Raw genomic sequence first — 25,793 nt, forward strand, 5'->3', positions numbered from 1 at the left:
TATACTTTTAAACTACTTTTTAGACACCTTTTTGAGTTCATTTATACTGCTCACTTTTATCCAGAATTAGGTGCTCACTTTATCCAGAATATCCAGTTAATTCTCACTAACAACATAAAGTCATTCATTTTTTTATAAGTTTAAAATTACAATTTATTAAATGAAATATAAGATAAATTTTACAATTAATTTATTTATTACTAATATTGCTAATTAAAACTTTTTTTTATGAAAAAAACATTTCTACAATTAGCAGGAGCAATTTGTGCTCTATTATTGATTTATTCTTGTCAAAAAGATGAATTTCCATTACGCTCGGAAACCGATGCTGCTTCAAATGAAGAGAGAGCAACTGGGTACATTCCATCTACACCTAATCAGTTAGCCGAAATTAAAGAGTTAAAAATGTCTTCACAAACAAGAAAAGAAGCTCTACCTGCCCAGTTTCTACTTCCTGAGCTGCCTACTGCACTTAATCAAGGATCTAAGGGGTCTTGCGTTCCTTATTCAATCGCCCATGCTATTACTATATTAAAAACTGAATCGAAAACATTAGCCGATGGAAAACCAAACTATGACGTTTATCCAAGTGGCGATTACATATATGAAAAGTATAAGGTTGATGGAAACAATTGTGGTAATGGTGTTTATTTTTGGGAAGCCTTAGATGCTTTAAAAACAGAAGGCACACCTAGTTATACTGATATGGGATTCGTAAACTGTGGCATTCTTCCTAATTCTTCTCAACAAAAAAATGCACCAAAAAACAGAATATTTGATTATTTCGCAGTAAGAACATCCGAGGGTTTTGTGGCAACATTAGAAGATATAAAAAGACAAATAGCAAATGGAAATCCAGTTTTAATAGGAATGAGTATCGATAGAGACTTTACTTCCAGCTCAATTCGATTGTGGGACATAAACAACTCTAGCTTTTATGGAAATCATGCTGTTGTTTTAACGGGTTACGACGATGAAAAACAAGCTTTTAGACTTGTTAACTCTTGGGGACCAAATTGGGGTGAAAAAGGATATATCTAGGCTACTTACAGAAAAATAGAAGAAGCTATGCATGACGATGTTTATGTACTGCAAAAAGACAATCCACTAACATATAAAACCACTACTCAGCCTTTTATGTATGTTGGTAAGGATGTGAGTTATCCAGCCGATAATATTGATTTTACAAAGGGACAGCCTGCCCCATTTATAAACAATGGAGAATTTTACTGGAACAACAACTCGGTAATACCTTATTTTGAGCAATATAATAATCCAACCTTAGTTTTAAATTACACCATACCTTTTAATAATATAGGAATTGATGTAGCTGGAGATTTGACTTTTGAAGTAAGAGTAAGAATAGAAGCTAGCAAAAACACATCTTATCCTGCTAATACAGAAAAAGGAATTCAGCTATACTTGTGGAATGGTAATTATAACGGCGTTAACAAATCTATGAGTTGTACGATTCCGATGGAAGGAATAAACAAGCCGTCTGTCTTTACAAATACTTTAGGCGAAACTTATCGTTATTCAGCAGACAACTATTTGTCTGATTTTGAATTTAGCAATAATTCTTTTGACAGAGACAGAACTATAAGATTCCATATAAAAGACGGCCAATTCTTTTTAGGAACTACTGCCTTAAAAATGCCATCTGGACTAAACAGGCTACGATCCTTTTACATAAAAAATGTAGGTACGATAGGATCTATAAGCGACATTCGAGTATACAAAAATGGTAAACAAATTGGCATTGATAATTTTGATACGAAAACACCATGGTTGCAATGGTTTGAATAATAATCCTTTTATCTTAAAAGGCACAAGAGATTAGATTCTTGTGCCTTTTTTTAATTTAAACTACTGATGTTCACTGTAAATTTATATTTTTTCATTTATTACCTATTTTTTAACAAAAGAACTTCCTTCACAAACAAAACTTTATTAAATTCGTTGCATAAAAATAATTAACCTAATCCCCAATTAGTTTATGAAAAACCTACTACTTATATCATTTATTATGATAACCTGCTCTACATGGGCACAATCTGCAACCGCTTATTTTGACAAAGCAATGAAAAAAGCCGAAGCCGGAAACACAAAAGGTGCCATTGCTGATTACACAAAAGCAATTAGTATGAATTCTCACTTTGTAGAAGCTTACCAAAACAGAGGCGTTGCAAAATACAAACTCAACGATTTACAAGGTGCTCTTGCTGACTTTACAAAAGCAATCGAACTAGATACCATGAATTCTGATGCCTTTACCGGAAGAGCAAACGTAAACTACAAATTAATGAATTACGATGCAACTATCGAAGATTGCTCCTATTGCCTAATGATGAATCCTCAAGATTATATTGCCTTAAATTTGAGAGGACTGTGCTACAATAAAATGGGAGAGAAAAAGAAATCCTGCAAAGACTTTACTAAAGCGATAGAATTAGGAAGCCAAAGCGCCATAAAAAACAGAGCTACTTTTTGTAAATAAAAATCAAACTCAAAATTAAATACAAAGCAATCTGCAAAATCGATATTTTACAGATTGCTTTTTTCGTTTACAGCAACACAATTCCATATTAAAGATATTGCTACATTTGCCTCATAAAATACACATAAATGGTACTGCTCAAAAATCTAAACAATAACGCAAAAACAGATGAAAACTCTGGCTTCGGAACTAATGCAAATAGTTACGGAGGAAGATTTGTAAATAAAAACGGATCTGCCAATATTGAAAAGAGAGGAATGAATTTGCTACGACGCATTAGTTGGTACCATACCATGATCGACATGCCAAACTGGAAATTCATGTTGATTCTATTTTCATTTTATATCGTAATCAACTTTATTTTTGCTGTTCTATATTACGCAATTGGAATTGAACATCTTGACGGAATTGAACAATCTCAAAGCGTATTAACTCAATTTGGTCAGGCTTACTTTTTTAGCGCACAAACCTTTACAACCGTAGGTTACGGACATATTAGTCCAGACGGATTTTTAACCAGTGCATTATCTGCTGCTGAAGCTTTAATTGGTTTATTAAGTTTTGCTATTGCTACAGGATTATTTTTTGGAAGATTCAGCAAACCAACCGCTTTTTTAAAATTCTCACACAATGCATTAATTGCCCCTTATAAAGATAAAAAAGCATTAATGGTTCGACTTGTTCCTTTTAAAAATACCAATTTTACCGATGCAAAGGCAAAAGTAACTCTCGGAATGAGTGTAGAAGAAAATGGTGTAACGACAAATAAGTTCTATACCTTAGACCTCGAATTAGATACTATAAATGCACTTTCGTTAAGCTGGACATTAGTACACCCAATAACAGAAAAGAGTCCGTTATATAATTTTACCGAAGAAGATTTTAAAAAAACGCACGGCGAAATTTTAGTATTCGTTACCACATTCGATGATATGTTTAGTAATACGGTTGCCGCAAGGACATCATACACATTTAGTGAGGTTGTTTTTGGTGCAAAATTCGAAACAATGTACAACAGAAGTAAAGATGGTACTAAAACGATTTTGCATTTAGACAAATTAAATCAGTTTCATACTACAAACTTCTCATAATCCATCATTTTAATCAAGTTTTAAAAGGTAATCTCATATTTTATTCTACTTTTGTTTACCCTAATAACGTACAATGGTAAACAATATAAAAACTGTTTTCAGCATAAAAGATCTTGAAAACTTGTCAGGAATAAAAGCTCATACGATTCGTATATGGGAAAAAAGATACAACATTCTTGAACCAATGCGAACGGATACTAATATTCGACTTTATAATTTACACAATTTACAAAAACTTTTAAATATAACTTTGCTCCACGAGTATGGTTATAAAATCTCTAAGATATCAACTTTTCCGGAAGACAAAATTCCACAATTAGTTCGCGAAATTATTTCGAAGAAAAATGCTCAAAATTACGCCATTACCTCTTTTAAAATGGCAATGATGAATTTTGATCAGGAAATTTTCTTCAACACTTTTGACTGGCTGATTTCTGAAAAAACATTTAAAGAAGTTTTTAAAGATCATTTTCTTCCTTTGCTGAAAGAATTAGGATTATTATGGCAATCTGAAACAATTACTCCTGCAAATGAACATTTTATGAGTCATTTGATCAAACAGAAGATTTTAATTTATACAGAAAGCCTTCAAATATTAAAACCAACCAGAACCGACAAAATTTTTGTTCTTTCATTGCCTTTAAATGAAATTCACCAAATAGGATTACTATATCTTCAATATGAAATTTTATCTAAAGGATACAAAACCATTTACTTAGGCGAAAGTATGCCAATCGAAAACCTGCAGGATCTTACTAAACATTTTGAAAATATAACGTTTGTGTCGTTTATGACTATTCAGCCCGATCGTCATGTTATCAATCAATATGTCAAGACAATGGGACAAAAATTACTTCAAAAAAATAACGAAATTTGGCTTATGGGTCAAATGGCGCAACACATAGATGCAAAGAATTTACCGGATCGAATAAGAATTTTCGATACTATGGATGAAACAATTGAAAGTATATAAATATTTTGTTTAAAGTTTTTGTACATTTGTTAAACAAATGAAAAAAACTATCGCAATAATAGGATCTGGCTTTTCTGCATTAGCCGCTTCATGTTACTTGGCTCAACAAGGAAACAATGTAACCATTTACGAAAAAAATGATTCTATTGGAGGAAGATCCAGACAATTTAAAAAAGACGGCTTTACCTTCGATATGGGACCAAGCTGGTATTGGATGCCAGATGTTTTCGAAAGATTCTTTAATGATTTCAACAAAAAAACAGCTGATTTTTATGAGCTTATAAAGCTTAATCCTGCTTACAGCGTTTATTTTGGCATTGATGATTTCATCAATATTTATGACAATCTGGAAGAAATAAAAGTCACTTTTGAAAATATCGAAAAAGGAAGCGGTGAAAAACTACAAGCTTTTATCAATCAGGCCAAAAGCAATTATGATATTGCCATTAAAGATTTGGTTTATCGTCCCGGAATTTCTCCACTCGAATTAATTACACCTGAAACTGCTTTAAAATTAAATCAGTTTTTTGGCAGTGTGAGTAATGATATCAGAAAGAAGTTTAAAAACGAAAGACTGATTCAGATTCTTGAATTCCCAGTTTTATTTTTAGGTGCAAAACCTTCTAAAACGCCATCTTTCTACAATTTCATGAATTATGCCGATTTTGGTTTAGGAACCTGGCACCCGAAAACCGGAATGTTTGATGTTGTTCGCGGAATTGAAAAATTAGCACTTGAACTTGGAGTTCGCATCGAAACCAATGCATCAATTGAAAAAATAATAGTTGAAAACAAAACTGCAACCGGAATAATTATTAACGGAAAATCTATAAAAGCAGATGTCGTTTTAAGCGGCGCTGATTATCATCATACTGAAACTCTGCTTGACGAAGAACACCGCGTTTATTCTGAAAAATATTGGGATAGTCGTGTTTTTGCGCCTTCTTCGCTATTATTTTTTGTTGGCTTTAATAAAAAAATACAAAACGTAACACATCACGCTTTATTTTTTGATGTTGATTTTAACCAACATGCAGCCGACATTTATGACAATCCAAAATGGCCTGAAGCTCCTTTGTTTTATGCCAATTTTCCATCAAAAACAGATGAAAGTGCTGCTCCAAACGGAATGGAAAGCGGGTTTTTCTTAATTCCATTAGCACCGGGAATTGAAGACACGGAAGAACTTCGAGAAACGTATTTTGAAAAGATAATCACTCGTTTTGAGACACTTACGCAACAAGAGATCAAAAATAGCATTATATTTAAGAAGTCTTTTTGTAAAAATGATTTTGTAACAGATTATAATGCCTACAAAGGAAATGCTTACGGAATGGCCAATACGTTATTGCAAACTGCTTTTTTACGACCAAAACTAAAAAGTAAAAAAGTTCGTAACTTATATTTTACAGGACAACTAACCGTTCCTGGCCCAGGAGTTCCGCCTGCATTAATTTCAGGGAAATTAGTTGCTGAGTTAATTCAAAAATCTATTAGATCGTAAAAAGATGAAAACATTATTTGACACCGTTTCTTTCAAATGTAGCAAGTTGGTCACCAAAAACTACAGCACTTCATTTTCGCTTGCAGTTAAAATGTTATCGCCAAGTATTCGCGATGCTATTTACAGCATTTATGGTTTCGTTCGCTTCGCAGATGAAATTGTAGATTCGTTTCATGATTATGATAAAGAAAATCTAATTAATGATTTCGAAAAGGAACATTATAAAGCTATGCAAGCCGGCATCAGTTTAAACCCAATTTTAAACTCATTTCAGCATACGGTAAAAGAATATAACATTACAGATGATTTGGTTCAGGCATTTTTAAAAAGCATGAAGCTAGACCTTGTAAAGTCGACTTACAATACACAATCAGAATATGAAGACTATATTTATGGCTCTGCCGATGTTGTGGGTTTAATGTGTTTAAAGGTTTTTGTAAAAGGTAATGACCAAAAATATGAACAGCTTAAAACTGAAGCCATGCGATTGGGATCGGCATTTCAGAAAGTGAATTTTCTAAGAGATTTGAAAGATGATAATTTGGTTTTAAACCGAAATTATTTTCCAGGCGTCGATTTAAATTCTTTTGATGAAACAGCAAAAACAACCATTATAAACGAAATTGAAGAAGATTTCAGAATTGCGTATCAGGGGATTGTAAAACTGCCGATGGAAGCAAAATTTGGCGTTTACACTGCTTTCATTTATTACAGAAAATTGCTTAAAAAACTCAAAAACACGCCATATCACGAAATTGGAAATTCAAGAATCAGAGTTTCAAATTACACCAAGGCCGGGCTTTTAGCGCAATCTTTTGTAACTTACAAACTGAAATTGGTTTAGTGAAATGTAGTTTCCGTACAGTTGTGTCATTCCGAGGAATGAGGAATCACATAATGTAATTACAGCCGTTGCTCTCTGGATGTGATTTCTCCTCCGTCGAAATGACACAACTGTAAATAAATTTCAAATAATAATTTTAATAATTCAACACATACAAAATGATTTCTTTTTTAATCTTTTTAGGCGTTTTTCTCTTTATGGAATGTGTAACCTGGCTTACACACCGATATATAATGCACGGACTTATGTGGTATTTTCACGCTGATCATCATCAGCCTAAATACGAGCATACTTTTGAGCGCAATGATATCTTTTTTGTCATTTTTGCTATTCCCAGTATTACACTTTTTTATTTTGGAGTTCAGGGCGGATTTAATTACTTGTTTTTTATCGCATGCGGCATTACAACATACGGAATCTGTTATTTTTTAATTCACGATGTTTTGATACATCAGCGTTTTAAATGGTTTAAAAACACTAAAAACAAATATCTCATCGGTTTACGAAAAGCCCATAAAATACATCATAAACATTTAGGAAAAGAACATGGAGAATGTTTCGGAATGTTGTTTGTTCCTTTTAAATATTATAAAATGTAATTGATTTATGAAAGTATATAAATTAGAAACTGTACAACATATAAACGCAAGTATAGAACAATGTTGGGATTTTTTTTCGAGTCCAAAAAACCTTCAAACCATAACACTTGATAGTATGAGTTTCGAAATTCAGGATTTTGATGGCAAACGAATGTATCCCGGACAAATTATTACTTATACTTTAAAACCTCTTTTAGGTATTAAAATCAATTGGATGACGATCATTACGGTTTCACAAGAAAATGAATATTTTGTAGATGAACAACGCTTTGGTCCGTATGCTTTATGGCATCACAAGCACTTTTTTGAGCCAACTGAAAACGGCGGTACAAAAATGACTGATGTAGTGCATTATGCTTTGCCATTTGGTTTTTTAGGCCGAATTGCAAATCACTTTATGGTCAAAAATAAACTGAAAGACATTTTTGAATATCGCAAAAACAAAATCGAAGAATTATTTAATCTAAAATAATTTTTTGTCCCAGATTTAAGAGAGCAACAAAGATTATAAAATACTTTTCACGCAGATTCTGCAGATTTAAGCAGATTTATTTTTTGATAAATATTGAACCAAAATCTGTGATTATCTGCCTAAATCTGCAAAATCTGCGTGAAACAAATAAATTCTTTTATAAATCCTATAATCTGCAGCAGAAAAAACTTCAAAAAGCAGAAATTAATATAATGACAAAACAAAAAGCTAACTTTTTCTGGTTCAGACGCGATTTGCGTTTAGATGATAACGTCGGATTATTTCACGCTTTACAATCTGATTTTCCTGTAATTCCTTTATTTATTTTTGATGATGATATTCTCGAAAATCTCCCAAAAAATGATGCACGTGTCAGTTTTATTTATGATTCTCTTCAAAAAATAAATACAGAACTTACTACTTTCGATTCTTCTATTTTAATTAAAAAAGGAAAAACTTTTGAGGTTTGGAAATCACTTTTGGAGGAATTTGACATTCAACAAATCTTCTTCAATAAAGATTATGAACCATACGCCATTAAACGTGATTTGGCAATTTCTTCATTATTAAAAGACAATAATATCGAAGCTTTTTCATTTAAAGATCATGTTATTTTTGAGGAAAAAGAAATCACAAAAGCAGACGGACTTCCGTACACGGTTTATACACCTTATAAAAATAAATGGCTTGAAAACTATCATCTTTCGGGACAAGCTCAGGAATATGATACAAAACCATTATTAGGCAACTTTGCTAAAAACAAATATTCATTTCCTGAATTATCAGAAATTGGTTTTGAAAGAAGTTCAATAAAAGTGCTGCCTCACAACTTAACTCAAATTGCAAATTATAAAGAAATACGTGATTTTCCTGCAATAGACGGTACTTCCTATCTTTCTCCACATTTGCGTTTCGGAACTGTTAGTGTTCGGAAATTAGTGAATTGGGCCAACAAGAAAAATCAAACTTTTTTAAGCGAATTAATTTGGAGAGAATTTTTTATTCAGATACTTTTTAGTTTTCCAAAAGTCGTAAATCACAATTTTAAATCGGCTTATGACGGCATTCAATGGCGCAATAACGAAGACGATTTTAAACGTTGGCGTTCCGGAACTACAGGTTATCCAATGGTTGATGCCGGAATGAGACAGCTAAACGAAACGGGTTATATGCACAATCGTGTCCGAATGGTTGTAGCAAGTTTTTTATGCAAACATTTATTGATAAACTGGCAATGGGGCGAAGCTTATTTTGCCGAGAAATTATTAGATTTTGAATTAGCATCAAACGTAGGAAACTGGCAATGGGCAGCAGGAACGGGTTGCGATGCAGCGCCATACTTCAGAGTTTTTAATCCTGAAATTCAACAAAAGAAATTTGACGAAAAAGGAATCTACATCCGCAAATGGATTCCTGAATTTGATTTAGGATATAATGAGCCAATGGTTGATCATGCGTTTGCGAGAGATCGCGCGATTGCTACTTATAAGGCGGGAATTATTAAATAAATCAATAAAAAAATTCCAAATCCCAATTGCTTTATTTCATTACAATTGGAATTTGGAATTTTTTTATTGGAATTTTCCAGCCTAATACTTCTTAAAATTATCAACTACAATCTTCGCTTTCAAATCGAACATTAAATTATACAAACCAAAGAAAGTTCTGTTCATGTAAATAAAATGTTTAGAACCACGATTTCCGTTCATTTTTTTGAGATTTGTATCATTTGAAAAACGTTCTCCTAATTTAGCGATACTTTCAAAAAAAGTTTCATCGGCAAAATCAAAAGATTCACTTTGAAAAGGTTTAGTGAAAAGCGATAATAAATCATGAAACATTTCGGTAAAATATTCAATTTCAGCAGGTGAATCATCAGGACGAAGAATTTCTAATTCGAATAATTTTTGATTAAAACGAGCCTTGTCTGTAATTACATTTTTATTGATCAACTCAAAATACGGCACATAAAATTCTTCCGGAATTTGTTTCATACATCCAAAATCCAACGCAATTAATCTGTTTTCATCGTCCACTAAAAAGTTTCCGGGATGCGGATCGGCGTGAACTTTTCGAAGAACATGAATTTGGTACATATAAAAATCCCAAAGCGCCTGCCCTATTTTATCTCCAACTTCTTTATCTGTATTTTTTGCGGTAAATTCAGAAAGATGAATTCCCGTCATCCAATCCATAGTAATGATTTTCTCTGATGAAAATTCAGGATAATAATTCGGAAAAAGTAAGTTTTCGATTTTGCCGCAGGCTGCAACAACTTCCTGGCTTTGTTTCAGTTCTAATAAATAGTTGGTTTCTTCAATTAATTTATCTTCAACTTCCTTAAAATATTTATCAGAATCTTTTCCCTGAAGATTAAACATTCTAATCGCAATTGGTTTTACCAAAGCCAAATCTGACGAAATACTATTGGCAACTCCCGGATATTGAATTTTAACGGCTAACTTTTTATCGCCTTTCTTCGCCAAATGCACCTGACCAATACTTGCGGCATTGACGGAATTGGCATTGAATTCATCAAAAATTTCGTAAGGTGTTTTGCCCAAATTGCTTTTAAAAGTTTTTAAAACCAAAGGAGCAGAAAGCGGCGGAACAGAAAATTGTGATAATGAAAATTTCTCTACATATGCCTGAGGCAGAAAGTTCTTATCCATGCTTAACATTTGAGCGACTTTTAAGGCACTTCCTTTTAAGCTTTTTAATCCGTCGTAAATATCCTCGGCATTATTTTCGTTTAGTTTGTCACGCGTTAAATCTGAATTTACCATTTTTTCGGCATAATGCTTAATGTAGTTTACTCCTACTTTTGCACCTGTTTGCACCAATTTGCTGGCTCTTTCTATTTTTGAGGTTGGTATATAATCTATTGTTTTCATTGTTTGCTGTATATTTTTTCTTTAAAAAGAAACTTCCCTAAATCTATTAGATGATTAATTGGTGCAACATTCATTAATTCAAATGATGCATTAACTGATTTTTCAATAAAAATGTCTGTCTTTTCAAAAGCTGCAGATTCGTCACTCATCCAGAATTTTATGGTCAGCATTAATTGCAGCCAGGCTGATTCTTTAATCGCTTTTTCCTGAAAATTTTGAAGTTTTTCCTGTTGCAATCTGTAATCATCTGTCAGGATTTTAGAAACATATTCTTTGAAACTTTCACGAAGCGAAGTAAGCTGTACCAAATTTCTAAGCGGATTTCTATCTAATTTTAGCGATTGTAAAACGTAACTTCTATTGGCTGTTAAAACTTCGAAAAAAGTAAAATAAAAGCTTAACATCTTGTTTTTCATGTCATATTCAAGATATTCCGTATTTTTGTGTAACAAGTCGACCGTGTTAGTAAAAAACATTTTGAATATTTCTTTTTCCAAGCCTTCAAGCGTTCCAAAAAAAGAGTAGAATTCAGCTTCTGTAAAATCATTTTCTTTCGCAAAATGATACACAGATTTTGGTTTTTGTCCTTTTTCCAGAACTTCATTCATATATAAAGAAACAATTTCTTCTCTGCCTATTATCTTGTTTTCAGTCACCATTTTATTTAAATTTAGAATTCGCCTTAAAGGTAAGCAATGTTTAAGTATCTTTACTTATCCTTAAACAAAACACACTGTTAAATATATTATAAACTATTATGGCTAAAAATGTTTTACTTACCGGAGGCTCAGGATTTGTTGGCAAACACCTAACCGAAGTTTTAATTGCCGCTGGTTTTTCAGTATCTGTTTTAAGCCGATCTGACCGAAAAAATACTCCTTTAGTTACTTATTACAAATGGGATATAAAAAGTGATTTCATCGAAGAAGAAGCTGTTTTAAAAGCCGATTACATTATTCATTTAGCAGGTGAAGGAATTGTAGAAAGCCGCTGGACTGAAAAGCGTAAAAAAGCCATTTTAGAAAGTCGTACAAAACCTATCGAACTTATATATTCTGTTTTAAGAAACAATAACAAAATTTTAGATGCATTTGTCTCGTCTTCTGCAGTTGGAATTTACGGTGCAGATACTAGTCAGGAAATTTGTACTGAAGAAACTCCTCCGGCAAACGACTTTTTGGGAACAACTTGCCAGAAATGGGAAAGTGCTGTTGACACCATTAATTCATTACGAATTAGAACTGTGAAAATCAGAACTGGAATTGTTCTTGGAAGAGATGAAGGATTTTTAAAGAAAATCACACCCAGTTTTAAAGCTGGTTTTGGTGCCATTTTAGGCTCAGGAAAACAATATATTCCTTGGATTCATATTGAAGATTTATGTCAGATTTATGCGAAAGCGTTGACTGATTTTGAAATGAATGGTCCGTATAATGCTACCGTTACAAATAATACTACAAATGCCAAATTATCCAGAATTCTTGCTCATTTATATGGATATAAAATCTGGCTGCCAAAAATACCTGCTTTTGTACTTCAACTCATCTTGGGAGAAATGAGTATTGCAATTTTAGAAGGAAAACGGGTTTCTTCTGAAAAAATACAAAAAGCAGGTTATGAATTTCAATTTACTGATATAGAAGTGGCGCTTTCTAATAGTTTGTCTTAAACTTTTATTTCAACGTTAAGAGTATTTCTTCATTGCTTCGCATTACACCAATTAAATCGGTATTGGCCGTCATTGCAATTTTTGAACCTATTTTTTGAGGTATTTCAATATTAAAATCAGATACGGAAATTGGGAAATCAGAAATAATCTGTATTCCGTCTTTTACCTTTTTTATAAAGGCTTTCACCTCTACTTCTTTAGATTTTCCATGAATGGCTAATTTTCCTTTTATGGAATATTCTTTTTCAACTTCATTGATATCTTTAATATCAAATTTTGCGATTTTACCTTTAAATATAGCTTTAGGATAACGATGGCTTTCGAGATAATTATCATTAAAATGTTCTTCCATTAAGTCTAACTTAAAATGAAAATCTTTAATAATAACTGTACAGGTGAAGGTGCTTGTTTTAGGTTCTAATAAAATTATAACCGATCTGTTTACCGCTTTTACTTCTTCAAAAAAAGGAACAGAAGCTTCAAAATTTATAACTGCCGAATTGGTTTTAAATTTATCCTGGGCAATTATAGAAAATGCGGAAAATAGCAAAATTAATAGTGTAGTTCTTTTCATAATCGTCAGCAATTAAACAATTATGTCAGTCGATTTCTTTAAGAAGAAAAATAAATCAGGTTTGAAAATCGAATGGCAATACTCCGTGAAAATGTAGTAAGCTAATGTCTATCTTAAAGTTACGATATTTTACGGCAATTGGTTGCTGATTTTATGCTAAATATTTGTGAATGTTTTTTTGTTGTGAAATGTAGATTTGATTTGGTTTTCTACCAATATATAATCTCTACGAGATATTCCGTTAGGAATTATATATTGGTAGAAATTTATTCAATGTGGCAAAATGTCACGTAGGGACTATATATTTTTACCAAATAATATTTACCCTTCAACCTCCGTACAAATCTCAATTAAAAAACCATCTAGATCGCGCACATATGCAACAATTTGTCCCCACGGTTTTTTGGTTGGTTCTTTTACTAAAACGGCTCCAAGTGAAGTTGCTTTTTGTACCAATTCTCCAACTTCATCGGTTATAAAACCTATTTCGATTGCAAAAGGTTTATCTTCTAATGTGCTTTCGATAAAACCATCTTTTATATTTTCTGCTGCCAGTTTTTTAGATGCAAACGAAAGCGTTGTTTCGCCGGTACTTAATTCTCCATAATCATTTCCCGGAACAATAAATTTTCTGGAGAAACCAAAAGCGTTTTCATAAAACTCAATTGATTTTTCTACATCTTCTACATATAAAATTGTATACCCAAACTTTACCATTTTGTTTTCTGTTTTAATTAAATAAATATTCTAACTAATTTCTAAAAGCACATTATATTTATCTAAACTTGCCAAATCTTCTATCGAATTTACATTCGTAATTCTGGCGTGTTCTTCTACTTCTTTTTTTGATTCAATTTGTTTAATGCATTTTCTAAAACGTCGCACTTCATCTAAATTAGATAAAATAAGCCCGGGAACCGAAACACTTTTTCCCTCTTTATCTTTGGCAACCATTGTAAAATAAGAAGAATTACAATGTTTTACAGCTCCCGTCTGGATATTCTCTGCTTCTACGCGAATTCCAACAATCATCGAACTTCTCCCTACATAATTTACAGATGCTTTCATGGTAACGAGTTCTCCAACTTCAATAGGTTTTAAAAAGTTTACCGTATCAACCGAAGCAGTTACACAATAATTGCCACAAAATTTTGATGCCGAAGCAAAAGCAATCTGATCCAGTAATTGTAAAATATAGCCTCCGTGAATTTTACCGCTGAAATTAGTGTGCGACGGTAACATTAATTCTGAAATACTAATTTTTGATGAGGAAACGGGTTTAAAATCTGCAGCCATGTTTTTATTTTATTGTAATTGATTTAATAATGAAGATGAAATTTAATCTAATAATTGATTTTCATCTGTATGTGAAGCTCTTGCTATAATATTTTCCGGAAGTGCCTTTTTTGCCTTTGCTCCCATTTTCTTCAGTTTTTCGACGCTTGAAACTAAATTTCCTTTTCCGTCCACTAATTTATTCATTGCATTATCGTACTCGCTTTTTGTGTCTTTAATTTTATTCCCGATTTTTACCAAATCAACTACAAAACCTTCAAATTTATCATATAATGCGCCGGCTTGTCTGGCAATTTCAAAAGCATTTTCCTGTTGCTTCTGGTTGCTCCACATACTGTCAATTGTGCGCAGAGTTGCCAATAAAGTTGTTGGTGTAACAATAACAATATTTCGGTCAAAAGCTTTATTGTACAAAGTCGAATCTTCGCTTAATGCAATTGCAAAAGCAGGTTCTATCGGAATAAAAAGCAGCACAAAGTCCGGACTTTCGATTTGGTATAAATCATGGTAATTTTTGTTTCCGAGTTGTTCTACGTGTCTTTTAATCGAGATTATATGTTCTCTTAGAAAATCTGCTTTTAGAATTTCAGATTCTTCGTTGATCCATTTTTCGTAGGCTACTAAAGAAACTTTAGAATCGACAATCATTTTCTTTCCGTCAGGCAAATTAATTACAACATCGGGAAAAACTCTGTTTCCTTCATTGTTAGTAAAACTTTGCTGCACTTCGTATTCTCGGCCTTTTTCTAAGCCTGATTTTTCGAGAACACGCTCTAAAACTAGTTCGCCCCAATTTCCCTGCATTTTACTGTCGCCTTTTAATGCTTTGGTTAAGTTTAAGGTTTCTTTACTCATTTGAGCATTCATTTCACTTAAACCAACTATTTGCTGTCGTAAAGCCGCATGATAATCGATACTTTCTTTATGGGTCTGCTCTACTTTTTGTTCAAATCCATGAATTTTATCCTGCAAAGGCAACAAGATATTTTTCATGTTTTCGCTATTTTGTTCTGTAAATTTAGCCGATTTTTCTTCGAGGATTTTATTGGCTAAGTTTTCAAATTCTTTGGTGAATTTTTCCTGTAGTTCTGTTATTTCGTTTTTTTGTTGTTTGTGGCGTTCCCATAGATTTTCAAAATCTACTTCTTTTTTAGAAAGCTGAATGGCAAGACTGTCTTTTTCGGTTCGTATGTTTTCTTTTTCGAAATTACTTAGCTGCAATAGTTTTTCGAAGTTTTTTCTCTCATTTTCAAACTGCTCTTTTTGCAATTGCAATTGGTTTGCATTGGAGTTTAATCGTTCTTCCAAACTTACTTTTTCTGATTGAAATTTAGCCGAAAACAACATTCTTCCTAAGTAAATACCTAAAAATAAAGCTATTATAAAAACCACTAAAAACAGAAGAAAATCAGGCATAATGAATTGTATTTGAAGTAAAATTAAGCAATAATGTGTACTGGTGAATTTTAAAATTTAAAATTTCACTAATTAATATCAATTCAAAATTAAACAAACATTTCAAACTTATTATTCAAAAAAATAACTTCAAAACAAATCAGTTTACGCAACCATTTCAAAAGATGGGCATCTACAGAATATAACCTATTAGAAAATATCATGAAAAAATTAATGCTTGGCTTATTTATAGCTTTTGGAATTAGCGCTTGTTCAGTTAACGAGAATGACCTTAATGTTGACTGCGGAGCTGATGTAGATGTACCTTTTACCGGATTTCCTCTTTTATGCAATTACAGTGTAAAAACTTTGCCAAATAACCCGCTTGCCATTTTAGTGAACACGCAGCAAAAAATGGATGACAATTTTACTAAACACGCCAATTCTTGCCCTGTTGCAAGTGACCCTAATATCGATTTTACAAAAAATTATTTGATTGGAATTTTCGCAGGAGTTAAAGCTACCAGCGGATACGAAATAAAAATGACTTCGATGATTGAGAACAATTGCGAAATCGTAATTAACTTTTACGAAAAAGGCCCTCAGGCCGGAGAATCGATATCACAAACTCCTACTTATCCTTCAGATTTTATTTTGATTCCTAAAACTTCAAAACCAATTATCTTTAACAGAACTGTTGAAACTTCAGATAACATCATCATTGGAAGTTTTGCAAGTATGTGTACAGGTGGAGATTGTCAAAAATTCTTTCAACTAAACGATTTTAACATTCTTAAATTCTTGAATGTTGCCAGCGGAAGCTACACTTTCGATCAATATAAATATACCAATACAACAAAAAGAGGCGAATATGCTTTGTTCCTAAAAAGTGTTCCTGCTGAAATTTTAGCTTTAAAAGGACAAACTAAAACTTATGGTTCGCCGGATAGTGCTGATCAGGGAGGTGTTTATTTCCAACTTCGTCAGGCAGGAACTATTACTAAAATTTATATTGACAACAACGATACTGCTGACCAAAGTGAAGCTGTAAAACTTTTCAAGAAAGCCATTAAGGATAAAATCACAAGTTTAAAATAGTGAGATGATGAAAAAACTTTTATTGTTTTTTACTGCAATTTGTCTTTTCTCCAGTTTCTATTCTAAAGATTCAGCAAATGCTGGTTTACTAGTAAATACGTGGATTTGGGAGAAATCGATTGGCGGAACTAATAATCCGTATTTGGCTACACCAAAAACCAGCGGATTCAATAAAAAAGTAGTTTTTACTTCTGATGGAAGAGTTATCACTTATAAAAATGATGTGGAGATTAGAAATAGTCCTTATGAAATTGCAAAAGGAACCGGAATTGCAGATAACGCAGAACATGATCTTATTACGTTTGAAGGTAAAACTTATGTTATCGAAAAGCTTGATAATCAAAATCTAACCATTTTAAGCAATAACACAGATGCAAGCCGTACTATTTTTAAAAGATAGTGTGATGCATTAAAAAAAGCTAATTTTGCCAAAACAAATTTAACCATTTTTTGAAAGACGATTTAGACAAATATATCAGGCAATGTATGCAAAATGAGAGAGAGGGACAACTGAAAATATATCAGTTGTTCTCTCCTGTTTTGTATGGTATCTGTTTGAAATATATGAAAAACGAAGACGATGCAAAAGATGTTTTTCAGGAAGCTTTTGTTATTGTTTTTCAAAAAATCAGTCAATACAAATTTGAAGGAAGTTTTGAAGGCTGGCTTAAACGGATTTTTATAAATAAGCTAATTGAAGCTTTAAATAAAAAAAAGAAAGAAAGCTTTTTCCTGGATGTTTTTGATCCTGACACTGATTTTGTCGAAGAACCCGAATTAGATATTGCTCCGATAGAACAGGAAAAATTACTAGAATATATTCGGGATTTACCAGATCAATACCGGACGGTCTTTAACTTGTATGTTTTTGAGAAGATGAAACATAAGGAAATTGCAGAATTATTGAAAATATCGGAAGGAACATCCAAATCAAATTTAAACAGGGCCAAGGGCATTTTACAAAAAAGGATTTTGAGCATAAAAAATTTTAAGACAGCATGAAGAAGCAAAATATAGAAGATATTTTTTCATCAATGGAAGACTTTTCAAGTGTTCCGCCTCCTGAATTATGGGATAAAATTGAAGGAAAATTAGATAAACCTAAAAAGAAAAAAAGAGCTATTCTTTGGTGGTCGGCTGCGGCATGCTTATTACTAGGATTAATGCTCCCTTCTGTTTTACATTTTAATTCCGGATCTGGAATTAAACTTGAAAAAAATGGCTCTGAAAAAAATAACAGTGTTGTTCTTGATAAAAAAAACACTCAATCAGATGATTCAAAAACAAGAAGCACTGAAGAAACTGATAATCAAAACGAAACTACTAACAACATAAATACAGAAGAAAATGCTGTTGTGCTGGAAAACTCAGCTGATAAAAACACATCAGATCCTTCTCAAATTAATCAAAATCAAAAAACGACAGTTACTCCTGTAAATACTAAAAACAAAAACAATCAAGAAGGCGTTTTAAATGACAAATCAAATTTAGAAGTAAACAAACCAAATCAGGCTGTAGCCGATAGATCATTTGCCCCAAATAATGAAAATGGATTGAATACCGCTTCTAAAAATGAAATATCAAATTCTGATAAAAGAAATTCAAAGGCTGCGGCCGCGAAAACTCTTCTTCCGAATGGAAACTCATTTAATTCGCCTTCTAAATATCGGCTATCAAACGCTGAAAAAGGAAATAAAAATCAGGCCGTAGCTGAAAAATCTTTTGTTCCGAATAATCAAAATTCATTCAATTCGGTTTCTAAAACTCAAATTGCAAATGCTGAAAAAGCAAATAAAAATCAGGCTGTAGCGGATAAAACATTTAATTCACGAAAAGAAAACGGATTCAATTCAGGTTCTAAGAGCCAGGTTCCTACTTCTGTTTGTGAAGATAAACTGAAAGCAATAAACAATAATAATATTGCATTAAACACTGAAAATTCAGTTTGGAACAATCAAAAATCTACTGAGATTGTAAAAGAACCGAAGAAAGAAATTATAACAACCGAAAAAGCAATTGCGGATAATCAAAAAAGCAATTCAAAATTTAATACCGTTGTTTTGAGCAAGAAGGATTCTGTTCAGTTAGCAGAACTTCAAAATTTAGAAAAAGGAATTATAACGCCAACTCCTGAAACTAAAAAAGAAAAAGAAGACAAAGAAAAAACGGTTGCTAAAAATGAAAGATGGGCCTTGGGCGTTTTTGCAGGAGTTGCTAATTCTGAAAATTATAAAAATGAAAAAACCTTAGGCAACGTAAATGACTCTAAACAAAGTAACAGTTATGGTGTTAAAACAAAATACAAAATCAATAAAAAATGGGCAGTTAGTTCCGGGATTAAATTCAATGAATTAGGTCAGAGCATTGCTAATGTTTCTTACATGAAAACTGCAAATACGTTTACGACTTCAAACGATTATTTTAGCACAAATACTGCAGTAGCAGCACAGGGAATTACTAATAATGCCCAATATATATTTGTGCCGACGAACACAGTAATGGCATTCAAAAGTGATAATATTGAAAAAGGAAATTTAGATCAGAGTTTAAGATATCTCGAAGTACCTTTAGAAGTTTCGTATTCTGTTTTTAATAAAAAGAAAACTAATATTAGCCTGAACACAGGTGGTTTTGTGGCGAAATTAATTTCGAATGATATGGCTTTAAACGGCACTTCAATTGGTGAAAATGTAAGCGCAAATGATTACGTTTATGGCTCATCATTGAGTACAACGTTTCAATATCGCATTTATAAAAAGACAAATGTTTTTGTAGAACCTGCAATGAATTATTATATAAATCCGTTGAATGAGCAGTCTTTCAATCAGTTTCAATGGGGATTGAATTTTGGATTGAATGTTTCATTTTAGAAATCTTTTTGTTGTAATTTTCAAAAAAAAATAGCAACAAAAATGTCAGTCAAAACCAATTGGACTCAAACGAAACTTTTACCAAATGATTTAATCACAGCCAAAGAATTGGTTTACGATAATTGCAATTTTGAATGTACTGAACCTCAACCAGAAATGGAAAGTCGGGATTATGACGCATTCGATTTTCGAATTAATTCTCGTAAAATTAAATTTAGATCGGCTAAAGTTACTCCAACAAAAACAGGTCAGTTTGTAACGTTGTGGAAAAGAAATAAATCAGGAATTATTGAACCTTTTAATTTTTCAGATGCTATTGATTTTGTTGTTATAAGCGTTCGAAAAGATGATTTTTTAGGTCAGTTTATTTTTCCAAAAGCTGTTTTATTACAAAAAGGAATCTTTTCGACAGCTGCAAAAGAAGGCAAACGAGCTACAAGAGTTTATCCGCCTTGGGATGAAACGACAAGCAAGCAAGCTCAAAAGACACAACAATGGCAATTGGATTATTTTTTAGCAATACCAAATAACAAATCGATTGATTTAGATCGGGCTAAAAAATTATTCAGTTCTCCATTTTAAAATAAAAAAAAAGGCAGTCAAAATTTGACTGCCTTTTTTTGCTATTTACTATTCGGTTTATTTCTTGATAATTTTATTACTGTAAATAACCTTATTATTTTCACTTAAGGTATAAACGTAAATTCCAGTTTTAAGATTACTTAGCTGAATAACAGAAGTACTATTTTCTGTAGTTCCTTTCACCTCAACAGGATTTGCAACTAAATGTCCTGAAATATCGTAAAGTCTTAATTTTAAAACTTTATCATCTTTTGTTTTAACTGCAATATTCACCACATCGTATGCAGGATTAGGATAAGCGCTTACAAAATATCCGTTCTTGTTTTCAAAATCAATCGTAGCCAAATTATCTTCTTTCAATTCAAAACGGGCAATTACCGGGCCGTGATCTGAAGTCGTGGTGATATAACTTGGAATATCGTTACGAGGATCATAAACCGCAATTGATTTATCAATATACTGATCATTTAACTCATTAGAAATAACGATATGATCTAAAAATCCTCCTGAACTTAAAAAGCTAAAAGCTCCAGCCTGGCTAATTCCTAAAGTAAGTGCATTATAATTTGTTATATCATCAACAAAGGCTTTATAAGATGATGCAATAGTTGTATTTCCAACCCATGATTTTACATCATCATTAAAATCTCCCAAAATGATAAGATTTGAATTTGGATATTCAGCATCTAAAGATTGTTTTAGATAGTCAATATCATATTTACGCTGATTGTATTTCATTATATCTGTTCCGCTGTTGGCACGAGCATGAAGATCAATCAAATTAATTTCTTTTTTGATTCCACCAATATTAGTTTCAATTGTTACAAGATAAGGTAAACGTCCTGATGAGAAAAAGCTATCATCATTAACTTGAGCAGTAGATGATGTGCCAGGATAATTTGGTAAAACGATACTATTGGCACGAACTTGATCGTATAAATCTTTAAATAATACTTTTGTACTTTTTACAGTAGTAGTTTGTGTATTATAAAGTACAACTAATTTTTGAGGAGGGAATTTTGGATCTGGTGCATCAAATGAATACGACCATGATGTAGAAATTGTTTTGTCGAATGTCTTTCCGTTTATACTTATTTTTTGTATCAAATCATTTAAAGAAGGTTCATCAGATACTTCCTGTACAACATAAACATCAGCATCTAGTTTATTCATTACTTTAGCGACATTTTCGACTTGTTTGATGTCGTCTTCCGGGCCAAATTCTTTCCCATCTGTTCCTTTTACATCTGTACCAAAAAACTCTAAATTATAACTTACAATATCAAACGTATCTGCTTTTGGTAAAGATGAACCTGTTAACGAACCAATTTGTTTGTTTAATGAAGTTCCGGTAACGGTTAATGTACCGGAAATCTTGAAAGCTTTGACTGAAGGTGTAAATCGTGCATAAAGTGTTTTTCCAATTGCTGCATCAGCTGCTGTAACGATGATGCTTGACTGAAATGTAGTATTATCTAAAGACAATTGATAATCTGCAGGAGGGGTAATCGTTAAATCTCCATACCCTTTGGCTCTTAGTAAAAATGACTGACTTACAGAAACATCATTAGCATTTACAACTCCAAAATCTAAAACAGGATTTGCATCTACATAACTGGCTTCATCGGTAATTTTAAAATCATCAAAAGACCATTCAGCTGCAAAAGTGTTTCCTCCAGCAGTAGTTTCATAAACCCATGCCACATACGTATGATCTGTTTTAAATGCACTTAAATCAATGTCTTGTGACTGAAAATAACTTCCAGTAATGGTTGGGAATTTCCCATTTATCTCTGTCCATGTTGCATTTTCAGGATTGCTTACTCCGTCATAGTTTGTAGAAATCATTAATTTCAAACTTGGTCCTTCATAAAATTTACGAGAGTAAAAAGACAGTAAAGGAATTTGAGTGAAGTTATCTAAACTCAGTTTTGGAGAAATTAACCAATCTTTGCTGGCTCCAGAATCAGAAAACCCATTCATCAGCACTGCTCCAGGGGCAGAGTTTGTATTTCTCACTACATTTGTATATGCCCATTTATTTACACTTCCTGAAACATTATATTGAGTCCATCCGCTATTAGTTAAAACATTTGCATCGTTAAAATCTTGTATATAAGGGTTTGTTCCAATTCCGGACAAAGAAACCGTTTTACTTAAAGCTCCCGTGGTTTCATGAGTTACTGTTCCTGAAAAAACACCGGTTGTGTTAGGTTTAAAATTCACATAAACTGTTGGTGTTGCATTTGCAGCAAAATCAGTAATATCATAAACTACTGAGGACTGAAACGTTACATTATCTTTTGAAACATTAAAATTAGCCGATGCTGTTACGGTAACTACATCAGTAATATTTGTTGCCTGAATTTGATAATTTAAACTAGCTGAATTGCTGTTTTGTTCAGTACTTGTAAAATTAAGAAGTGTACTTGTAGGTTTAACTGATGGAATTAAAATATTGGCAGTTGTAACATCCAACTTATTAACTACTGTTTGCAGGTTTGCTGAAGCATCCTCAGATACCGAATAAACGATATAGGAAGTTCCAAGATTTAATCCTGTAAAAACTTTTGAATATTCTAAGTTTTTATCAGCAATAGTAACAAAGCCAGATTGTAAAGCTGCGATTCCACCAGCATCTAGTCCGGCTTTTATTTGTGTAGGTGTAGGTTCTGTACTCCCCGCTGCAACCAATACAAAATATGTTTTACCTGCCTCATTTATTTTATTTAAGAATTCAAAACCATCCGACAAAACCTCATATGCCTTCGGGTATCCTGCCTGGTTAACCGGAGCATCTATATCACCTCCAATTTTTATATTATCAATTGCAAATGAAGGGCGGGAACCACCACCTGAATTTTGTTTAGAAATCCATCGAATTTGAACTATTGGTTCATTATCACAATCTGAAGGCAATGTAACTTTTATAGTTTTTAAATTTTGAGGAGTAACTATAGCTGTTGTTTGTGCAACGTCAATATTTTCATAAGCTGTTTCTGATAATATTTTAAACGCCGCAGTTGTGCCAACACGATATTCTAAAACCATTTCGTTAATACGATCTGAATATCCTGTTCCTGTTCCTGTTCCATAAGGATTACGAATAGTCATAGCATCATATTGAATTTGTATTGTTGACTGACCAGTAGCATCAATTGCAAATCCAATTGCCAAGTCAAGAGAACTATTATTCAAAAATCCAATTTTGCCATTATAATTATGAAAATTACCACTGGTAGTAGCGGCTGTACTACTAGCTAATAAAGCTCTATCAGCTACTAAAGTACCATTTGTGTTATAGGCTGATCCTGGTGCTATACCTGCTGTCCATAGTTTAAATCCATCTGGATACGTTGTAGAACTCGCTGCTACTCCACTAAAATCCTGCTGATAAGGCAAAGTTTGAGGCGTAGGCATCGTCTGAGCAAAAAGATTACCTGACAAGCAATAAAAAAAACTTAAAAAAGCCATCAAATGGCGCATTGAGTAATTATTTTTCATATAATTTATAAATAGAGGTTTTAGAAATCAAATTTATGATGTTTAAAGTTAACAGAATATTGTTAAATCATAAACTTAATGCCTTCTATTTTATAAACATTGTATAATAAATATCAATTTGTTACCTTAAAATTTGAATATTTATTGGATATACGCTGACATTCCAACATTATGTGTTATTGAAAGAATTTACTTTATCAATAAATTTTAATAAGATAAAACCTTATTTTTAAATGGCTTAAAATAATTAGAAAAGGCTAACTCAAATAGAGAAAGCCTTTATAAATTTATATCTTAAACAATAATTTTAATCTTCTTCGTCTAATTTCATATTTCCTCGATCTTTATGATTATCGGGATGAGAATTAGGATAACGATTAGCTTCTACATCAGAATTTCTGTCCTTGTTTTCGACTGTTTTTTTAGCTTCATCTTCAGTAGCCACTCCGCGGTTTCCATTTGTGCTGGTTTTTGTTACGTCATAGTGAACCTCATTTATTACTTCATTTTCATTTCTGGCTCTGGCGACAACTTCCTTTTTCCCGTCTTTGTCTGTAACGACCTCTTTTTTAAGTTTTAATTCTTTTTGTTCTTTTTCGTGCGAAACATTTTTTCCTTTAGATTCGTCTATGTTTTTTTGCTCGCCATTTATTTTCTTTGAGCCTAAATTATCAGTTCCCATATCTATATTTTTTTTAATTTCTATTATAATATTACGAATTTTCAGACTGAAAACTAAGTCCTTTAACATTGCTTTTGGTTTAATCCGATTATTCTTTTACTGAATATGAAACAAAACTATCTTTGCAGTCAAAAAAACAGATCATGCATCAACATTTCATTCTTTTTAAACCTTATGGCTATTTAAGCCAATTTGTATATGAATTAAAAAGGAAGAAAAAGCTTTTAGGAGAATTGTATAATTTCCCGGAAGGAACAATGGCAATAGGCAGACTCGACGAAGATTCTGAAGGATTGCTTTTACTAACGACAGACGGAAAAGTAAGTGAGCAAATAAGAAGCAAAAAAGTTGATAAAGAATATTACGTCCAGGTTGATGGCATCATAACTTCAGAAGCTATAGAACAATTACAAAAAGGTGTTGAAATTGGTTTCGATGGAGGAAAATACAAAACCAGACCTTGTTCTGCTTTTATAGTAACTGAAATTCCTGATTTTGGACCAAGAGCTAAAAAAATCAGAGATGAACGACATGGGCCAACTTCATGGGCATCAATTACTGTAAACGAAGGAAAGTTTCGCCAGGTGCGAAAAATGACTGCGGCGGTTGGTTTTCCAACCTTAAGATTAGTTCGTGTTCGTATAGGAAATGTATATTTGCAAAACTTAAAAGCCGGCGAAGTCTTAGAAGTAAATGATTTTCAAATTAGATAATATATTCATTTGAAAATTTTCCTAACTCATAACTTATAACTCAAAAAAAATGCTAAACGTTGTTCTTGTAGAACCTGAAATACCTAATAATACAGGAAATATCGGAAGATTATGTGTGGGAACTGAAAGCAGGCTGCATCTAATTCATCCTTTTGGATTTGTAATTAATGATAAAAACCTAAAGCGTTCGGGATTGGATTATTGGGTTCATCTTGATGTGACCGAATATCAGAATATAGAAGAATGGATTCACCAGATTCCAGATCAGTCACGTGTTTTTCTCATGAGTTCTCATGCCGAAAAATCTTATTTAGAAACTGATTTTCAGGATGGCGATTGGTTAGTTTTCGGAAAAGAAAGCGTTGGCTTGAGCAAGGAAGTTTTGGCTCGTTTTGAAAATCATTTAACAATTCCGATGTCGAAATTAATTCGAAGCTTTAATATTGCGAATTCTGTGGCTTTTGTAGTTGGTGAAGCGAAGAGACAAATTGGGTTAAAGGTTTAATCGTTTATTCGTTTAATTGAATTCAGATAAC

General features: G+C 32.4%; 26 protein-coding genes. 18 read left to right on the forward strand and 8 right to left on the reverse strand.

The genetic code is table 11. The features are described from left to right. The first annotated feature begins 228 nt into the window (after positions 1-228). The 10 genes from EV143_RS19305 to EV143_RS19350 all read left to right on the forward strand — a co-directional run bounded on the left by EV143_RS19305 (position 229) and on the right by EV143_RS19350 (position 9,488). Positions 229-1,041 (forward strand): C1 family peptidase, encoded by an 813-nt coding sequence (locus tag EV143_RS19305; RefSeq protein ID WP_133509569.1) that lies wholly within the window; start codon positions 229-231, stop codon positions 1,039-1,041. Between the two features lie 27 nt (positions 1,042-1,068). Further along, positions 1,069-1,806, forward strand: coding sequence for a hypothetical protein (locus tag EV143_RS19310; RefSeq protein WP_133509570.1), 738 nt, complete (start codon positions 1,069-1,071; stop codon positions 1,804-1,806). 190 nt (positions 1,807-1,996) lie between these two features. Then, positions 1,997-2,497 (forward strand): tetratricopeptide repeat protein, encoded by a 501-nt coding sequence (locus EV143_RS19315; RefSeq protein ID WP_243739916.1) that lies wholly within the window; start codon positions 1,997-1,999, stop codon positions 2,495-2,497. A gap of 128 nt (positions 2,498-2,625) precedes the next feature. Continuing rightward, positions 2,626-3,588, forward strand: a complete 963-nt coding sequence (locus EV143_RS19320) for an ion channel (protein ID WP_133509571.1) — start codon at positions 2,626-2,628, stop codon at positions 3,586-3,588. A 73-nt stretch (positions 3,589-3,661) separates the two neighbouring features. Continuing rightward, positions 3,662-4,561: a MerR family transcriptional regulator gene (locus EV143_RS19325; protein ID WP_133509572.1), complete on the forward strand. Its 900-nt coding sequence runs from the start codon at positions 3,662-3,664 to the stop codon at positions 4,559-4,561. Between the two features lie 37 nt (positions 4,562-4,598). Then, positions 4,599-6,065, forward strand: coding sequence for a phytoene desaturase family protein (locus EV143_RS19330; protein WP_133509573.1), 1,467 nt, complete (start codon positions 4,599-4,601; stop codon positions 6,063-6,065). A 4-nt stretch (positions 6,066-6,069) separates the two neighbouring features. Then, on the forward strand, positions 6,070-6,909 hold the full coding sequence (locus EV143_RS19335) for a phytoene/squalene synthase family protein (protein WP_133509574.1): 840 nt from the start codon (positions 6,070-6,072) through the stop codon (positions 6,907-6,909). A gap of 158 nt (positions 6,910-7,067) precedes the next feature. After that, on the forward strand, positions 7,068-7,508 hold the full coding sequence (locus tag EV143_RS19340; RefSeq protein WP_133509575.1) for a sterol desaturase family protein: 441 nt from the start codon (positions 7,068-7,070) through the stop codon (positions 7,506-7,508). A gap of 7 nt (positions 7,509-7,515) precedes the next feature. Further along, positions 7,516-7,980, forward strand: coding sequence for an SRPBCC family protein (locus EV143_RS19345; protein ID WP_133509576.1), 465 nt, complete (start codon positions 7,516-7,518; stop codon positions 7,978-7,980). 212 nt (positions 7,981-8,192) lie between these two features. Then, positions 8,193-9,488, forward strand: a complete 1,296-nt coding sequence (locus EV143_RS19350; RefSeq protein ID WP_133509577.1) for a cryptochrome/photolyase family protein — start codon at positions 8,193-8,195, stop codon at positions 9,486-9,488. Positions 9,489-9,569: 81 nt separating this feature from the next. On the opposite strand, the gene EV143_RS19355 is transcribed toward EV143_RS19350, so the two are convergent. Both EV143_RS19355 and EV143_RS19360 read right to left on the reverse strand, forming a co-directional pair. Further along, positions 9,570-10,874: an ABC1 kinase family protein gene (locus EV143_RS19355; RefSeq protein WP_133509578.1), complete on the reverse strand. Its 1,305-nt coding sequence runs from the start codon at positions 10,872-10,874 to the stop codon at positions 9,570-9,572. Then, entirely contained in the window at positions 10,871-11,533 is a 663-nt protein-coding gene (locus tag EV143_RS19360) for a TetR family transcriptional regulator C-terminal domain-containing protein (protein WP_133509579.1), read from the reverse strand. The genes EV143_RS19355 and EV143_RS19360 overlap by 4 nt, the downstream gene beginning before the upstream one ends. A 98-nt stretch (positions 11,534-11,631) precedes the next feature. Here EV143_RS19360 and EV143_RS19365 point away from each other — a divergent pair, with 98 nt between their 5' ends. Beyond that, positions 11,632-12,543: a TIGR01777 family oxidoreductase gene (locus tag EV143_RS19365; protein WP_133509580.1), complete on the forward strand. Its 912-nt coding sequence runs from the start codon at positions 11,632-11,634 to the stop codon at positions 12,541-12,543. A 4-nt stretch (positions 12,544-12,547) separates the two neighbouring features. On the opposite strand, the gene EV143_RS19370 is transcribed toward EV143_RS19365, so the two are convergent. The 4 genes from EV143_RS19370 to EV143_RS19385 form a co-directional block, all read right to left on the reverse strand. Further along, on the reverse strand, positions 12,548-13,117 hold the full coding sequence (locus EV143_RS19370; protein ID WP_133509581.1) for a YceI family protein: 570 nt from the start codon (positions 13,115-13,117) through the stop codon (positions 12,548-12,550). 321 nt (positions 13,118-13,438) lie between these two features. Next, positions 13,439-13,834, reverse strand: coding sequence for a VOC family protein (locus EV143_RS19375; RefSeq protein WP_133509582.1), 396 nt, complete (start codon positions 13,832-13,834; stop codon positions 13,439-13,441). A gap of 30 nt (positions 13,835-13,864) precedes the next feature. Next, positions 13,865-14,413, reverse strand: coding sequence for an acyl-CoA thioesterase (locus EV143_RS19380; RefSeq protein WP_133509583.1), 549 nt, complete (start codon positions 14,411-14,413; stop codon positions 13,865-13,867). A gap of 42 nt (positions 14,414-14,455) precedes the next feature. Continuing rightward, positions 14,456-15,829: a DNA recombination protein RmuC gene (locus EV143_RS19385; protein WP_133509584.1), complete on the reverse strand. Its 1,374-nt coding sequence runs from the start codon at positions 15,827-15,829 to the stop codon at positions 14,456-14,458. 201 nt (positions 15,830-16,030) lie between these two features. On the opposite strand from EV143_RS19385, the gene EV143_RS19390 reads away from it, so the two are divergent. The 5 genes from EV143_RS19390 (at position 16,031) to EV143_RS19410 (ending at position 20,358) form a co-directional block, all read left to right on the forward strand. Further along, a complete protein-coding gene (locus tag EV143_RS19390; RefSeq protein WP_133509585.1) occupies positions 16,031-16,906 on the forward strand; it encodes a protease complex subunit PrcB family protein in 876 nt (291 codons plus the stop codon). Positions 16,907-16,910: 4 nt separating this feature from the next. Further along, positions 16,911-17,306, forward strand: a complete 396-nt coding sequence (locus EV143_RS19395; RefSeq protein WP_243739917.1) for a hypothetical protein — start codon at positions 16,911-16,913, stop codon at positions 17,304-17,306. A gap of 86 nt (positions 17,307-17,392) precedes the next feature. Further along, complete coding sequence (locus tag EV143_RS19400) at positions 17,393-17,908, forward strand: RNA polymerase sigma factor (protein ID WP_262710984.1); 516 nt, start codon at positions 17,393-17,395, stop codon at positions 17,906-17,908. Further along, positions 17,905-19,776 (forward strand): hypothetical protein, encoded by a 1,872-nt coding sequence (locus tag EV143_RS19405; protein WP_133509587.1) that lies wholly within the window; start codon positions 17,905-17,907, stop codon positions 19,774-19,776. The genes EV143_RS19400 and EV143_RS19405 overlap by 4 nt, the downstream gene beginning before the upstream one ends. 42 nt (positions 19,777-19,818) lie before the next feature. Beyond that, positions 19,819-20,358 (forward strand): MepB family protein, encoded by a 540-nt coding sequence (locus tag EV143_RS19410; RefSeq protein ID WP_133509588.1) that lies wholly within the window; start codon positions 19,819-19,821, stop codon positions 20,356-20,358. A 57-nt stretch (positions 20,359-20,415) separates the two neighbouring features. Here EV143_RS19410 and EV143_RS19415 read toward each other — a convergent pair whose 3' ends face one another. Together EV143_RS19415 and EV143_RS19420 are read right to left on the reverse strand one after the other, a co-directional pair. Then, positions 20,416-23,862: a T9SS-dependent choice-of-anchor J family protein gene (locus EV143_RS19415; RefSeq protein WP_133509589.1), complete on the reverse strand. Its 3,447-nt coding sequence runs from the start codon at positions 23,860-23,862 to the stop codon at positions 20,416-20,418. 307 nt (positions 23,863-24,169) lie between these two features. Further along, positions 24,170-24,613, reverse strand: a complete 444-nt coding sequence (locus EV143_RS19420; protein ID WP_243739919.1) for a hypothetical protein — start codon at positions 24,611-24,613, stop codon at positions 24,170-24,172. Positions 24,614-24,687: 74 nt separating this feature from the next. On the opposite strand from EV143_RS19420, the gene EV143_RS19425 reads away from it, so the two are divergent. Then, positions 24,688-25,257, forward strand: a complete 570-nt coding sequence (locus tag EV143_RS19425) for a pseudouridine synthase (protein ID WP_133509590.1) — start codon at positions 24,688-24,690, stop codon at positions 25,255-25,257. A gap of 49 nt (positions 25,258-25,306) precedes the next feature. Next, positions 25,307-25,762: a tRNA (cytidine(34)-2'-O)-methyltransferase gene (locus EV143_RS19430; protein WP_133509591.1), complete on the forward strand. Its 456-nt coding sequence runs from the start codon at positions 25,307-25,309 to the stop codon at positions 25,760-25,762. Positions 25,763-25,793: the final 31 nt, after the last annotated feature.

The organism is Flavobacterium chryseum (assembly GCF_004362015.1).
Classification (GTDB): Bacteria; Bacteroidota; Bacteroidia; order Flavobacteriales; family Flavobacteriaceae; genus Flavobacterium.